General features: G+C 70.5%; 17 protein-coding genes and 3 tRNA genes. 19 read left to right on the top strand and 1 reads right to left on the bottom strand.

Annotation, left to right across the window (positions count from 1 at the left end):
* The first annotated feature begins 72 nt into the window (after window positions 1-72).
* Both ACFOW4_RS10115 and ACFOW4_RS10110 read left to right on the top strand, forming a co-directional pair.
* Window positions 73-474 (top strand): hypothetical protein, encoded by a 402-nt coding sequence (locus ACFOW4_RS10115; protein ID WP_377526497.1) that lies wholly within the window; start codon window positions 73-75, stop codon window positions 472-474.
* A gap of 57 nt (window positions 475-531) precedes the next feature.
* The gene (locus tag ACFOW4_RS10110) at window positions 532-1,119 is read left to right on the top strand and encodes a GrpB family protein (RefSeq protein WP_377526496.1); all 588 of its coding nucleotides are present in this window, start codon (window positions 532-534) and stop codon (window positions 1,117-1,119) included.
* A gap of 31 nt (window positions 1,120-1,150) precedes the next feature.
* Here the strand turns inward: ACFOW4_RS10110 and ACFOW4_RS10105 are convergent, their stop codons facing one another.
* Complete coding sequence (locus ACFOW4_RS10105; protein WP_377526494.1) at window positions 1,151-1,891, bottom strand: SDR family oxidoreductase; 741 nt, start codon at window positions 1,889-1,891, stop codon at window positions 1,151-1,153.
* A 125-nt stretch (window positions 1,892-2,016) separates the two neighbouring features.
* Between ACFOW4_RS10105 and ACFOW4_RS10100 the strand changes: the two genes are divergently transcribed.
* The 17 genes from ACFOW4_RS10100 to rplL all read left to right on the top strand — a co-directional run bounded on the left by ACFOW4_RS10100 (window position 2,017) and on the right by rplL (window position 13,120).
* Complete coding sequence (locus ACFOW4_RS10100; protein WP_377526493.1) at window positions 2,017-2,535, top strand: RrF2 family transcriptional regulator; 519 nt, start codon at window positions 2,017-2,019, stop codon at window positions 2,533-2,535.
* A gap of 397 nt (window positions 2,536-2,932) precedes the next feature.
* On the top strand, window positions 2,933-3,076 hold the full coding sequence (locus tag ACFOW4_RS10095; RefSeq protein ID WP_377526491.1) for a hypothetical protein: 144 nt from the start codon (window positions 2,933-2,935) through the stop codon (window positions 3,074-3,076).
* Window positions 3,077-3,128: 52 nt separating this feature from the next.
* Window positions 3,129-5,657: a putative bifunctional diguanylate cyclase/phosphodiesterase gene (locus ACFOW4_RS10090; protein ID WP_377526490.1), complete on the top strand. Its 2,529-nt coding sequence runs from the start codon at window positions 3,129-3,131 to the stop codon at window positions 5,655-5,657.
* 93 nt (window positions 5,658-5,750) lie between these two features.
* Window positions 5,751-5,823: transfer RNA gene (locus ACFOW4_RS10085), tRNA-Thr, on the top strand.
* A gap of 24 nt (window positions 5,824-5,847) precedes the next feature.
* Window positions 5,848-5,920: transfer RNA gene (locus ACFOW4_RS10080), tRNA-Met, on the top strand.
* Window positions 5,921-6,053: 133 nt separating this feature from the next.
* Window positions 6,054-6,221 (top strand): 50S ribosomal protein L33, encoded by a 168-nt coding sequence (rpmG, locus tag ACFOW4_RS10075; RefSeq protein WP_012184342.1) that lies wholly within the window; start codon window positions 6,054-6,056, stop codon window positions 6,219-6,221.
* Between the two features lie 122 nt (window positions 6,222-6,343).
* Window positions 6,344-6,790 carry a MaoC family dehydratase N-terminal domain-containing protein gene (locus ACFOW4_RS10070; protein WP_377526488.1) on the top strand — a complete coding sequence of 149 codons (447 nt, stop codon included), beginning with the start codon at window positions 6,344-6,346 and terminating at the stop codon, window positions 6,788-6,790.
* Between the two features lies 1 nt (window position 6,791).
* Window positions 6,792-7,184 carry a MaoC family dehydratase gene (locus ACFOW4_RS10065; protein WP_377526487.1) on the top strand — a complete coding sequence of 131 codons (393 nt, stop codon included), beginning with the start codon at window positions 6,792-6,794 and terminating at the stop codon, window positions 7,182-7,184.
* Window positions 7,185-7,313: 129 nt separating this feature from the next.
* Window positions 7,314-7,386: transfer RNA gene (locus ACFOW4_RS10060), tRNA-Trp, on the top strand.
* A gap of 209 nt (window positions 7,387-7,595) precedes the next feature.
* On the top strand, window positions 7,596-7,991 hold the full coding sequence (gene secE, locus ACFOW4_RS10055) for a preprotein translocase subunit SecE (protein WP_377526485.1): 396 nt from the start codon (window positions 7,596-7,598) through the stop codon (window positions 7,989-7,991).
* 39 nt (window positions 7,992-8,030) lie between these two features.
* A complete protein-coding gene (nusG, locus tag ACFOW4_RS10050; protein WP_377526484.1) occupies window positions 8,031-8,756 on the top strand; it encodes a transcription termination/antitermination protein NusG in 726 nt (241 codons plus the stop codon).
* A 188-nt stretch (window positions 8,757-8,944) separates the two neighbouring features.
* Entirely contained in the window at window positions 8,945-9,376 is a 432-nt protein-coding gene (rplK, locus tag ACFOW4_RS10045; protein WP_377526482.1) for a 50S ribosomal protein L11, read from the top strand.
* A 77-nt stretch (window positions 9,377-9,453) separates the two neighbouring features.
* Complete coding sequence (rplA, locus tag ACFOW4_RS10040) at window positions 9,454-10,170, top strand: 50S ribosomal protein L1 (RefSeq protein WP_377526481.1); 717 nt, start codon at window positions 9,454-9,456, stop codon at window positions 10,168-10,170.
* A gap of 79 nt (window positions 10,171-10,249) precedes the next feature.
* The gene (locus ACFOW4_RS10035; RefSeq protein WP_377526479.1) at window positions 10,250-11,080 is read left to right on the top strand and encodes an ATP-binding cassette domain-containing protein; all 831 of its coding nucleotides are present in this window, start codon (window positions 10,250-10,252) and stop codon (window positions 11,078-11,080) included.
* Window positions 11,077-11,766: a hypothetical protein gene (locus ACFOW4_RS10030; protein ID WP_377526478.1), complete on the top strand. Its 690-nt coding sequence runs from the start codon at window positions 11,077-11,079 to the stop codon at window positions 11,764-11,766. The genes ACFOW4_RS10035 and ACFOW4_RS10030 overlap by 4 nt, the downstream gene beginning before the upstream one ends.
* A gap of 370 nt (window positions 11,767-12,136) precedes the next feature.
* Window positions 12,137-12,682, top strand: a complete 546-nt coding sequence (rplJ, locus tag ACFOW4_RS10025; RefSeq protein ID WP_377526476.1) for a 50S ribosomal protein L10 — start codon at window positions 12,137-12,139, stop codon at window positions 12,680-12,682.
* A gap of 54 nt (window positions 12,683-12,736) precedes the next feature.
* On the top strand, window positions 12,737-13,120 hold the full coding sequence (gene rplL / locus ACFOW4_RS10020) for a 50S ribosomal protein L7/L12 (RefSeq protein ID WP_089018937.1): 384 nt from the start codon (window positions 12,737-12,739) through the stop codon (window positions 13,118-13,120).
* Window positions 13,121-13,250: the final 130 nt, after the last annotated feature.

The following is a 13,250-nucleotide window of genomic DNA, read 5'->3' as shown; positions in this document are numbered from 1 at the left end:
CTGGAGCAGTCCACCCGGCCGCAGACGATCGGCTACTCCCTGCTGGATTCACCCGTCGGGTTGGCGGCCTGGATGCTCGACCACGACACGGACAGCTACTACACGATCTCCCGGGCGTTCCTGGGCGGCGAGCCCGCCGGCAGTCTCACCCGGGACAGCGTCGTCGACAACATCACGCTGTACTGGCTGACGGGCACCGGCGCCTCGGCCGCACGGTGGTACTGGGAAGCTGGACAGACCCAGGCCAGAGCCAAGGCGGCCGGCCAGGCTCCTCCGGCGATGTCCGTTCCGGTCGCCTTCACGGCGTTCCCCGGCGAGATCTGGGCTGCTCCGCGTAGCTGGGCCGAGACGGTCTACCCCGACCTCGCGTACTTCAACGAGGTCGATAAGGGCGGCCACTTCGCCGCCTGGGAAGAGCCCGACCTGTTCGCCACCGAGGTGCGGGCCGCGTTCCGGCCGCTGCGGAAATCCTGAGCCGCTCCGGGTTCGCGCGGGCGGTGTCTGTCACACCCCGTCGGTAGGAAGGGGTGCATGAATGGCCAGCCAGGCAACGCACTCTGGTATCGGGCGGCGGGCGTCCACGTCGACGTGTACGACCCGAGCTGGCCGGTGCGCTATGCCGAGGAAGCCGAGCTGCTGACTCGCACGCTTCGAGGCTTCCTCGTCGCGATCGAGCACATCGGGAGTACGTCGGTGCCGGGCCTGGCGGCGAAGCCGGTGATCGACATCCTCGCCGCTGTCCGTGACGTCAACGGTTTCCCGGCGGTCGTTGAGCGCCTACGCGGGATCGGCTACACCTACACGCCCGAGTCCGAGGCGGACGACCCTGACCGCTGGGTCTTCCGCAAGGGGCCAAAGGATCTCAGCCGGCTCCGCACGCACCACCTGCACGTCACCGGGCACGGCAGTCACTACTGGCGTCGCCTTGTCGCCTTCCGCGACCACCTCCGCGCGCATCCGGAGGATGCCGCCTCGTACGTCAGGTTGAAGCGCGACCTCGCTGCCCGACACGCCGCCGACCCTGGTCGCTACACCCGCGACAAGCGGGACTTCGTGCGGGAAATGGAGCAGAAGGCCGGGTGTGGGCGCGAAAGAGCCCCTGACCAGAGGAAACCCTGAGCAGGGGCTCTTTCGAAGGGAGACCGCCTGGTCACCGAGCGGTCTGGAGCCAGTCCCGGTAGTGCGTCGGCGCCAGGTGCGCGTCCGGGCCCCCGATGAGCACGTCGCCGGTGACGACCGCGAACATGCCGGCCTTGTCGTCGGTGACGACGGTCCGGGTGTCCTGCTGCGCCGCCAGCGTGATCCTGCCCAGTTCGTCGAGGGGGAAGACGTCCGGGCCGGCGACGTTGCGGATGCCGCCCAGCGGCGCGCCGGTGGCGACGTCGACGACCGCGTCGACGACGTCCGCGGCGGCCATCGGCTGTACGCGCGTGGCGGGCAGGCGAACGGTGGTGTCGTCGGCGTTCCAGGACATGACCGCGTTCATGAACTCGAAGAACTGGGTGGCGCGCACGATGGAGTACGGCGTGGGCCCCTGGCGGAGCAGCTCCTCCTGCAGCGTCTTGGCACGGTAGTAGTCGAGCTGCGGCACCTGGTCCACGCCGACGATCGAGAGGACCACCTGGTGTCGGACGCCGGCACGCGCCCCGGCGGCCAGCAGGTTGGTCATCGAGGTGCGGAAGAAGTCCAGGGAGGCCTCGTCGAACGTCGGGGAGTTCGCGACGTTGACCACGACCTCGGCCCCGTCCAGCGCCTGGTCCAGGCCCTTGCCGGTGAGCAGGTCGACACCGGTGGACGGCGCCGCGGCGACGGCCTCGTGCCCGGCCGCGGTCAGCTTCTGGACCACCTGCGAGCCGATCAGTCCGGTGCCGCCGATGATTGTGAGCTTCATGGCTATCACCTTTCCACCGCGCGCCACATGGCACGCCAGGGTTCGTCGAAGACGCATCCAAACTCGGATGAGCGATGTCCGAGATGTTAATCGGATACTCTGTGTCCGAGTCACTTGGGGGGTAGATGAAGCTGTCAGGCGGAGTCGAGTGGGCGCTGCACTGCTGCGTGGTACTGACCACCGCGGCGGATCCGGTGCCCGCTGCCCGGCTCGCGGAGCTGCACGACGTCTCCGGCAGCTACCTGGCCAAGCAGTTGCAGGCGTTGTCCCGCGCCGGCATCGTGACGTCCGTCCAGGGCAAGTCGGGCGGATATGTCCTGACCCGGGCCCCCGAGCTGATCACCGTTCTCGACGTCGTCACCGCCGTGGACGGCTCGCAGCCCGCGTTCGCGTGCACCGAGATTCGGCAGCGCGGTCCTCTGGCGGCACCGCAGGAGGCGTGCACGCGGCCGTGTGCCATTTCCCGTGCGATGGCCGGTGCCGACGCCGCCTGGCGTGCCGCCCTGCAGGCGGTATCCATCGCCGACCTCGCGAGGGACGTCGACGAGGACTACGGCCCTGCGATGTTCGCCGGCGTCCGCGCCTGGCTGGGTGGGCCGGGCGGCGGGGACGCGCCGGGCGGCGGGGACGCGCCGGCCGGTTGAGGTGGGTCACCTACCCGGGCGCCAGAGTGGACCGCAGCCTGGCAAGCTCTCCTCCTTTCCGGGCTCAGGCAGGGTATGCTGGTCGATGTCTCGGCGGTCTTCTGGACCACGGCCGGCAATCAGAAATGTCACGGGGAGTGATGCTGCGGCCTGGGCCAGGGCATTCACATGCCCTGGGGTGAATTGTGCCGAAGGTCGTATCAAGCGCTGGGCGAAGTGCCGACGTCATGGAGAAGGCCCTGATCTGGCCCGGCCCGGTGAGGCCGGACTGTCCGAAGGGCGCGACCTCGTCGCCGCCTGGACGGGCCGGGGTCTCACCGCTTTTCTGGGTACTGGCCGTGTGGCACGATCGTGGAATCCCCACCATCCCTGTGACGATTCCCCGACAGGAGCAACCATGTCTGGTCGAACGCTGGGCCGGCTGCTTGGCTCATTCCTCGTGCTCGCCGCTCTCATTGGCGGCGTCTTCGTCGGCGACGTTCTCGGCATCGGGAACGCGCAGACCATGGACGTCATCTGGAACATGCCCGCACCTCGCTGACCAAGCACGATCCCGATGATGTGAACCAGCGGGGCCTGTGAGGGGGCACGGCATGGCGGGTCGAGGCCGCACCAGGCCCCGCTCCACTGAACACGCCTGGCTGATCACCGGGCCGATGGCACTGCTCGCCGTCGTCTGTTCGACGATCGTCGGCCTGGTCGCGCCCGAACGCTTCGGCGACTGGCCACTGGCTGCGGCACTACTGGTCGCCATGGTGGCCGCAGGGCTGCCGGTGCTCAACTTCACCGTTCGGCGCCAGTCCGTCGGCGTGACCCTCACCGAGATCCCGCTGGTTCTCGCGTTCTACCTGGTTCGGCCGCTCACGGTCGTCACCATCTACACGCTCGCCGCCGTCATCACCCATCTTCGGCACCGCTTCGGTGCCACCAAGTTCTGGTTCAACGTGGCCCGGGCCGCCGCGGGTTCCTCGTTGGCCGTCCTCGTGCTGCAGGCACTTCCGCCGATGCAGGGGGTCGGCACCGGCACCTGGCTGTCGCTCTTCGCGGCGGCCAGCATGGTCAACCTGGTGAGCATCATCTCCGTAGCCGGGGTGCACAGCCTGTTGCAGGGGTGGCAGGCCGGCCGCGAGGCCATCCGGACGTACCCACCGGCGCTGCTGGCCGCGGCGATCAACATCGCCAGCGGCATCGTCGTCCTCATCCTGGTCGAGGCGACGTGGTGGTCCCTCCTGCTGCTGGCCGCCCTCGTCGCCGCACTGGCCTTCGTCTACCGCGCCTACGCACAGTTCTTCCGGCAGCACCGCACCCTCACGGACATGTACGAACTCAGCCGGGCGGTGGCCGAGAGCGGACAGGACGGCACACTGGTGGACGCGCTCCTGGGTCGGGTGCGCGCGCTCATGCAGGCGGAGTACGCCACGCTCTGGCTCCCCGCCCAGGGCCGCCACCCGGAGGTGCTGCTGACGGCACGCAACGACCAACCGGGCCTGCTCGATGTCGCCGGAACCCCGGCGGCTCTGCGGGAGCGGGCCCGGGACATGGGGCGTACCGTCGCCGTCGGCCGTGGCGTGACAACCGACCCGGAACTACGTGCAGACCTGTCCGCGCGCCGGGTCAAGGACGTCATCGTGATCCCGCTCCGGTCGGGCCAGGCCGTCATCGGCACGCTGGAGGTCGCGAACCGTCTCGGTGACAGCAACTACTTCGTCCGCAGCGACGTCCCCCTCTTCGAGACCGTGGCGGCCCACGCCGCCGTTGCGCTGGAGAATTCCCGGCTGGTCGACCGGCTGCGGCACGACGCCTACCACGACGCGCTGACCAAGCTGCCCAACCGCCGGCGGATCACCGGCGCCGTCGACGAGTCGGTCAAGATCCGGGCACCGGGCGAGGTGGTGGCGCTGCTGCTCTTCGACGTCGACGGGCTGCGCCAGGTCAACGAGTCGCTCGGTCACGCGGCGGGGGACAAGGTCCTCGCCGAGGTCGCTGACCGACTGCGCGCGTGCGCGCCGTCGTCGGCGCTGGTGGGCCGCGCCGGCGGCGACGAGTTCCTGGTGACGCTACGCCTGGAGAGCGCCGACGCGGCGCTGGAGATGGCCGCCCAACTGCGCGAGCAGATCCGCGACGAGATGGTGTTCGACGAGCTCACCCTCGACGTGGACACCGCGGTCGGCGTGGCCGTGCATCCCGACCACGGCAGCGACGCCGCGACCCTGCTGCAACGGGTCGACCTGGCCGCCACGGCCGCGAAGTCGGTGCCGGGCAGCGTGCAGTTGTTCAATCCGGGCCTGGAGTCCCGGTCGCTGCGCCGGCTGGGTCTGGCCGGTGACCTGCGCCGGGCGTTGGACCGGGGCGAGCTGGAGGTCTACTTCCAGCCCAAGGTCACCCTGCGGGACCGCCGCCTGGTCGGGGTGGAGTGCCTGGCCCGGTGGGAGCATCCGACGCACGGCACGGTGGCCCCGGAGGACTTCGTCGCCGTGGCCGAGCACACCGGTCAACTGAGTCGGCTAACCGACGTGGTGCTCCGCGAGGGGTTGCGGCGCAGCCGGGACTGGGCGCAGGCCGACCAGCCGCTCGCCGTCGCGGTCAACCTCGCCGCCCGTGGCCTCACCGACCAGCACCTGCCCGACCGGGTGCAGGAGCTGCTGACCGAGTACGGGGTGCCGCCGCAGCGGCTCACGCTGGAGATCACCGAGGCGGGCGTGCTGGACGGCACCGACCGGCCGATCCCCACGCTGCGGCGGCTGCGCGACCTCGGCGTCCGGCTCTCGGTGGACGACTTCGGCACCGGCGACTCGTCCCTGGCCCACCTGCGCCGGCTGCCGGTGCACGAGGTGAAGGTGGACCGCTCCTTCGTGCAGGGCATGGCGACCGACCCGGGGGACCTGGCCATCGTCAACGCGGTGGTCACCCTCTCCCAGCAGTTCGGCCTGGCCGTCGTCGCCGAGGGCGTGGAGAGCGAGCTGACCCTGGAGCTGCTCCAGGACATCGGCTGCGAGATCGGGCAGGGCTTCCTGTTCAGCCGGCCGCTGCCGTACGAGCGGCTGGCCGCCTGGTTCGGCGCCCAGGTGGACCCGGAGTCGATCTCCGCTGGGGAGCTTCCACGCCTGCGGGTCGTGCCCTGACCTGGGCAGACGCGGTCATCGAGGATCCGATTTCACCTGCCGGGCCGGGCCGTGTACTCTTACCTCTGCGCGCCCCACGGGGAGATCGCGCAGGCCCCCTTAGCTCAGTCGGCAGAGCGTCTCCATGGTAAGGAGAAGGTCTACGGTTCGATTCCGTAAGGGGGCTCGAGGGTTCAGCTGGACCCACCGCGGCGGTGTAGCTCAGATGGCAGAGCAAGCGGCTCATAATCGCTGTGTCGCCGGTTCAAGTCCGGCCACCGCTACTCTCGTCCTCCGGGCGCGTTCCCGGTGGTCGGTGGGATGGGCGCCACTGGCGCCCACTTTGCATGTCCGCGCTGCCAGCGGTTAGGCTGGCGCGTCGTAGTTTGTTTCCGTTAGCGAGGAAGGCACTCCGCCGTGGCGAAGGCTACCGATGTCCGGCCGAAGATCACTTTGGCGTGTGTGGAGTGCAAGGAGCGCAACTACATCACGCGCAAGAATCGTCGGAACGACCCCGACCGCATCGAGCTGAAGAAGTTCTGCCCGCGTGACGGTCGGCACACGATCCACCGCGAGACCCGCTGACCCGAGGCCGGCTCCAGCCGGCCATCGCACAGCTTCGCGATCGCCGATCCGAGCGGACGGTGCGGCCCAGCCGCCACCGACCGACCGGGTCGGCGATCGTGCTTTCCGTGTAGGTTCGCGACATGTCTCTGGACCCGTCGTTCGTCGGCCGGACCTATCCGCCGACCGCCCCCTATCAGGTGGGCCGAGAAAAGATTCGCGAGTTCGCCACCGCCATCGGCGCCACTGACCCGGCCCACCACGACCCGGAGGCGGCCCGGGCGCTCGGCCACCCCGACGTGGTCGCCCCGCCGACCTTCCCGTTCGTGCTGACCATGGCGGCGAGCCGGCAGATCATCGAGGATCCGGCGCTCGGGGTCGACTACAGCCGCGTGGTGCACGGCGACCAGCGGTTCGCGTACACCCGACCGGTGGTGGCCGGCGACGAGCTGGTCTGCGTCAACACCATCGAGGACGTCAGCAGCCGGGGCGGGCACGGCTTCCTGACCACCCGCACCGACGTACGCACCGTCGCCGGCGAGCCGGTGGTCGCGGTCTGGTCCAAGCTCGTCGTACGCGGGGAGGCCTGAGATGGAACTGCCAGCCAAGACGTTCCGGGTGACCCGGGCGGACCTGGTCCGCTACGCCGGTGCCTCGGGCGACTTCAACCCGATCCACTGGAGCGACCGGGTCGCCACCAAGGTCGGGCTGCCCGGGGTGATCGCCCACGGCATGTTCACCATGGCGCTGGTCGGTCGGGCGCTCACCGAGTGGGCCGGGGCACCGGACGCGGTGGTCGACTACAACGTGCGGTTCACCCGTCCGGTGGTGGTGCCGGACGACGACCAGGGCACCGAGATCGAGGTCACCGCCAAGGTCCGTGAGGTGACCGACGAGGGCCTGATCCGGCTCGACGTGACCGCCACCTGCCTGGGCGAAAAGGTGCTCTCCCAGGCGCGGGCCACCCTCCGGACGGCCCGCTGACCTCCTCCGCCACGCGCGAAGGGGGAGACCGGTTGGGAAAGTCGGGCGGCTACCCGTACACTGGTCCGCCGTGGGGCAAGTGACCCCTGCTCGGCCGCGTGCGGCCGGGTGGGGCGAGTGTTGCCGCACAGGGGTGTAGCTCAATTGGCAGAGCAGCGGTCTCCAAAACCGCAGGCTGCAGGTTCAAGTCCTGTCACCCCTGCGCCTCAGGCCTGACCGTTCCCGTGGGTCGCGCCGCCGAGACGGCGGCGTCCGGCCCGTGGTGGTGGCATCGGCGGGGTGGTTCCGAGGCATCGGGCCCACCGGTCGAGCCGCCGGCCGCGGCCCGTCGCGGGACGGTTGGTCCGGCCGGCGTGACAGCGCCGCGCACGCCGCCCGGCGTGCGACCAGAGATCCGCGACGGAGGGCGAAGTGGCCGACAACAAGCGGCGCGGCGAGGACGCCGGCGACGATCGTCTGGACGACGAGGCTGTCGTCGACGACGTGGCCGACGACGACGCCACCGGTGCGGACGAGCCGGTCTCCCGGGGTGGCACCGCGACGCGGTCCCGTGCTCGGGCGGAGTCGGCGGACAGCCGGCCCAAGACCCGTTCGGAGACCGATCGGGTGGGCCTGTTCGGCCGTATCGCCCGGTTCTTCCGCGAGGTCGTGGCCGAGTTGCGTAAGGTCATCTGGCCGACCCGCAAGGAGTTGCTGACCTACACCGCAGTGGTGGTCACCTTCGTCGCGGTGATGCTGACGATCGTGGGTTTCCTGGACTACGGCTTCGCCAAGGGCGTGCTGTGGGTCTTCGGCAACTCCAGCTGACCGGCTGCCTCAAGCCGATAGTGATGGAAGTGAGCGAGCGTGCCTGAGTACGACGAGACCGCCGGACCCGTGGACGAGCAGTCCACGGTCGCGACGGCGACTGGTGACGAGTCTGTCGAGGCCGCCAGCGAGCCGGAGTTCCCCACCACCGAGCCCGCGCCGGACGAGGATTACGATCCCGTCGCCGAGCTGCGGCAGAAGCTGCGTTACGCACCGGGCGACTGGTACGTGGTGCACTCGTACGCCGGCTACGAGAACAAGGTCAAGACCAACCTCGAGACCCGGATCACGAGCCTCGACATGGAGGACTTCATCTACCAGGTCGAGGTGCCGACCCGGGAAGAGGTCGAGGTCAAGAACGGCAAGCGTTCGCAGGTCCAGGCGAAGGTCTTCCCGGGTTACATCCTGGTCCGGATGGAGCTGACCGCGGAGTCCTACTCCTGCGTCCGCAACACTCCGGGCGTGACCGGCTTCGTCGGCGCGACCGACCGGGCCGACCGGCCCGCGCCGCTCTCCCTCGACGAGGTGCTCAAGTGGCTGGCGCCGGCGGTCGAGACCGAGGCGGCGAAGAAGGCGAAGCCCGAGATCAAGGTCCTCGACTTCGAGGTCGGCGACTCGGTCACCGTCACCGACGGCGCGTTCGCGTCGCTGCCGGCCACCATCAGCGAGATCAACGCCGACCAGCAGAAGCTCAAGGTGCTGGTGTCGATCTTCGGTCGCGAGACGCCGGTGGAGCTCAACTTCAACCAGGTCGCCAAGATCTGACCGGTCGCCGGCGGTGGGCCCGGCCCGCCGCCGGCGTCGCCGTACGCCCTCCCGCCGCACCTCCGCGCACGGGTGGGTTCCGGTCTGCGCTACTCTTGAACGTCGCCGCTGTCGCACCGCGCTGACCGTGCGCGCCCGACCGGCCGGCGTCAGCCGCATTTTCCCAGCTCCAAGCCCCAGGAAGTGACATGCCTCCGAAGAAGAAGCTCGTCAAGACGTTCACGCTTCAGCTGCCGGCGGGCCAGGCCACGCCGGCGCCGCCGGTCGGCCCCGCGCTCGGCCAGCACGGCGTGAACATCATGGAGTTCTGCAAGTCCTACAACGCGCAGACCGAGTCCCAGCGGGGCGACATCGTCCCCGCCGAGATCAGCGTCTACGAGGACCGCTCCTTCAGCTTCGTCCTGAAGACCCCGCCCGCCGCCCGGCTGCTGATCAAGGCCGCCGGTGTGCAGAAGGGCTCGGGCGTTCCGCAGAGCGAGAAGGTCGGCTCGGTCAGCCGTGCCCAGCTGCGTGAGATCGCCGAGAAGAAGATGGCCGACCTCAACGCCAACGACCTGGACCAGGCCGAGAAGATCATCGCCGGCACGGCCCGGTCGATGGGCATCACCGTCAACGACTGACCTCGGCTCCGGCCGACGACCTGATCGTGGGAGGGCCGCGCCGAGCGGCCCGCCAGAGACCACAGGAGTATTCAGCAATGCAGCGCAGCAAGAGCTACCGCAAGGCCGCCGATGTCATCGACCGGTCGAAGCTCTACACCCCCGCCGAGGCCGTGAAGCTGGCCAAGGAGACCACCAACGTCAAGTTCGACGCCACGGTCGAGGTCGCGATGCGCCTCGGCGTCGACCCCCGCAAGGCGGACCAGATGGTCCGCGGTGTGGTCAACCTGCCGCACGGCACCGGTAAGACCGCCCGCGTGATCGTCTTCGCCGGTGGCGCGAAGGCCGAAGAGGCCGTCGCCGCGGGTGCGGACGAGGTGGGCACCGACGAGCTGGTCGCCCGGATCCAGGGTGGTTGGCTGGACTTCGACGCGGCGATCGCCACGCCGGACCAGATGGCCAAGATCGGCCGGATCGCGCGGATCCTGGGCCCGCGCGGTCTCATGCCGAACCCGAAGACCGGCACGGTGACCATGGACGTCACCAAGGCGGTGCAGGACATCAAGGGCGGCAAGATCACCTTCCGGGTGGACAAGCACTCCAACCTGCACCTGATCATCGGTAAGGCCTCCTTCTCGGAGACCCAGCTGGTGGACAACTACGCTGCGGTGCTCGACGAGGTGCTGCGGGCCAAGCCGTCCGCGGCGAAGGGCAAGTACCTGCGCAAGGTCGTCCTGACCACCACGATGGGCCCGGGTGTTCCGGTCGACCCGAACGTGGTGAAGAACCTGCAGGAGGGCTCGGCCGAGGCCTGAGCCGACACTCCGCTCCACCGGGGCGCCGCCACACCGTGGCGGCGCCCCGGCGCGTCTCGGGTGTGGCAGGCTCCACCGCATGCGGCTGGAGAACGTCTGGTTGCGGTACCGCCGGCGGGGGCCGTGGGTGCTGCGCGACGTGCGGGTGCGGCTCGGCCCGGGTGAGGTGGCGGTCGTGCTGGGCCGTAACGGGGTGGGCAAGTCGACGCTGCTCCAGGTGGCCGCCGGGGTGCTCCGTCCGGGCCGGGGCCGGGTCACCGACCGACCGGCGCGGGTGGGCTGGGTTCCGGAGCGCTTTCCCGCCGACCAGCCCTTCACCGTGGCGCACTACCTCACCGGGATGGCCCGGGTGGCCGGTCTGAGCCGCGCCGCGGCCGACGAGGCGGTGACGGCCTGGACCGACCGGCTCGGGCTGGCCGCGTTCCGCTCGGTCCGTCTGCCGGAGCTGTCCAAGGGCACCGCGCAGAAGGTCGGGCTGGCCCAGGCGATGCTGCGCCAACCCGGCCTGCTGGTGCTCGACGAGCCGTGGGAGGGGCTGGACGCCGCCACCCGCGAGCTGGTCCCCGCGCTGATCGACGAGGTGCTGACCGCCGGTGGTTCGGTCCTGGTCAGCGATCACCGGGGCGAGACGGTCCGGCTGCCCGGCGCCCGCCGGTGGATGGTCGCCGACGGCGCGGTGACCGAGGAGACGTCGGCCGACGAGGCCATCGCCGTGGTCGAGGTCGCCGTGCCGGCCGCGCGGGTCGCCGGCACCGTCGCCCGCCTGCGCGCCGAGGGCCACCACGTCCTACGGGTACGTCCCGACGACTCCAGCCCCGCACCCGACGCTCGACCCGCCGCGCCGCGGCTCCGTCCGGCCGACGAGCCCGAGGGCGCGGTGGTCGAGCCGGCCGCGGGGGAGGGCCGATGACCGCCCTGGTCCGCTTCCGGCTCGCCGGGTTCCTGCGTACCGGCCGGGCGGTGGCGCCACTGCTCGCCGGGCTGGTCGCCCTCGGCATCCTGTACGGCGGCGGCCGGGCGCAGCCCTCCGAGGCGTACGGCGTGTCGGCGGTCGTGCTCTTCCCGGTGCTGGCCTGGCAGACGAAGATCCTGCTGGACGTCGAGCCGGACGTGCAGCGCCGGCTGGCCCAGGTGGCGGTCGGGGTGGCCCGGGAACGGCTGGCGGGGTTGCTGGCCGCCGGCGTGGTGGCGCTGGTCACGGTGGCCGTCGCGCTGATCTTCCCGTGGTTGGTCGGCGGGGTCACCGGCCCGGTGGATCCGGCGGACCGGTCGGTGCCGGTCGGCGTCGCCCTGGGGCTGTGGGCGCATCTGTCGGCCGTACCCGCCGGGGTGGCCCTGGGGGCGCTGGCCAGCCGGGCGTTGGTCGGTGGGGCCGGGTACGGCGTCGCGGTGCTGGCCCTCGGCGGCGTCGGCGCGGTGGTGCTCGGGCTCGGCGGCTCGGTGGCGCCCTGGCTGGCGCCGCCGATCATGGCGACGGCACGGACCACCGCGGGTGACGCGGCCGCGCTCACCCTGCTCGGGCTCACCGCGTGGGCACTGGCCTGGAGCGCCGCCGGGATCGGCGGCTACCTGTGGCGGCGCCGGGCGGGCGGCTGACAGTCGCCCTCGGCCGCGCCGCCCTGGATGCCGGCGGGACGGGGTGGCCCGGGGCACAGGGGGAGCGATTTGGCGCTGGTCGCGCCGTCGCGTACCCTTCACACGTCATCCGTGTTCTCATGGATGAGGAACCACCCAGAGACCGCTGGTCACCGTGCTCCGGCACGGTCGAAGGTCCCGCGACAACGGGCGACCCGCGTAGGGCGGCAAGCGTAACTCGGCAGGGAACATGGTCGGCCGACCGTGATCACCCGCCGGTCCTCGCCCCGTGCGCCCTGCGCCGGGGCTTTTTCGTTGTCGTGCTGCCTCCGCCCCCTCGACGCTTCGGCGCCGGATGGGAACCAGCCTCGAGTAACGAGAGAGGAGGGACATGGCGGACAAGCCGATCCGGGCCGACAAGGCCACGGCCGTCGCTGAGCTGACCGAGAGCTTCCGCAACGCGGGCGCTGCGGTGCTGACCGAGTACCGCGGTCTGACGGTTTCCCAGCTCACCCAGCTGCGACGCTCGCTCGGCAAGGAGACCACCTACACGGTCGCGAAGAACACGCTGGCGAAGCGTGCCGCGTCCGATGCGGGCATCTCCGGCCTCGACGAGCTGTTCACCGGTCCTACCGCGCTGACTTTCGTTTCGGGCGACGTCGTCGAGGCGGCGAAGGGGCTTCGCGACTTCGCGAAGGCCAACCCGAAGCTCGTCATCAAGGGCGGTGTCTTCGAGGGCAAGGCCATTTCCGCGGCCGAGGTCACGAAGCTCGCCGACCTGGAGTCCCGCGAGGTGCTGCTGGCCAAGCTGGCCGGCGCGATGAAGGGCAACCTGAGCAAGGCCGCGGCCCTGTTCCAGGCCCCGCTGTCGAAGACCGCCCGTCTGGCGGCTGCCCTGCAGGACAAGCGCGAGAAGGAGAGCGCCGAGGCGGCCTGAGGCCGTCCGAGCGCACCAGTTCTTACTTAACAGATCCAGGAAAGGACGCCAGACATGGCGAAGCTCAGCACCGACGAGCTGCTCGACGCGTTCAAGGAGATGACGCTGATCGAGCTCTCCGAGTTCGTGAAGCAGTTCGAGGAGACCTTCGAGGTCACCGCCGCGGCTCCGGTCGCGGTCGCCGCCGCGGGTGGCGCTCCGGCCGCCGCCGAGGCCGAGCCGGAGAAGGACGAGTTCGACGTCGTCCTCGAGGCTGACGGTGGCAAGAAGATCCAGGTCATCAAGGTCGTGCGCGAGCTGACCGGCCTGGGCCTCAAGGAGGCCAAGGACGCGGTCGAGTCCGCGCCGAAGGCCATCCTGGAGAAGGTCAACAAGGAGACCGCCGAGAAGGCCAAGGCCAAGCTCGAGGGCGAGGGCGCCAAGGTCACCCTCAAGTGACCTGAGCACCACCAGGCGCGTGCCCGGCATCAGCCGGGACACCACCGCATCGCGGCGGGCGGTGATCCGACAGGGATCACCGCCCGCCGTGTTGGTGGCGCCGGCCGCGGGGTGCTGAGCTGGGCCTCGA

The organism is Micromonospora sp. GCM10011542, from assembly GCF_042650685.1.
GTDB lineage: Bacteria > Actinomycetota > Actinomycetes > Mycobacteriales > Micromonosporaceae > Micromonospora.
The sequence above is the reverse complement of the archived record's forward strand: the minus strand, read 5'-3'. Positions and strand labels throughout refer to the sequence as shown.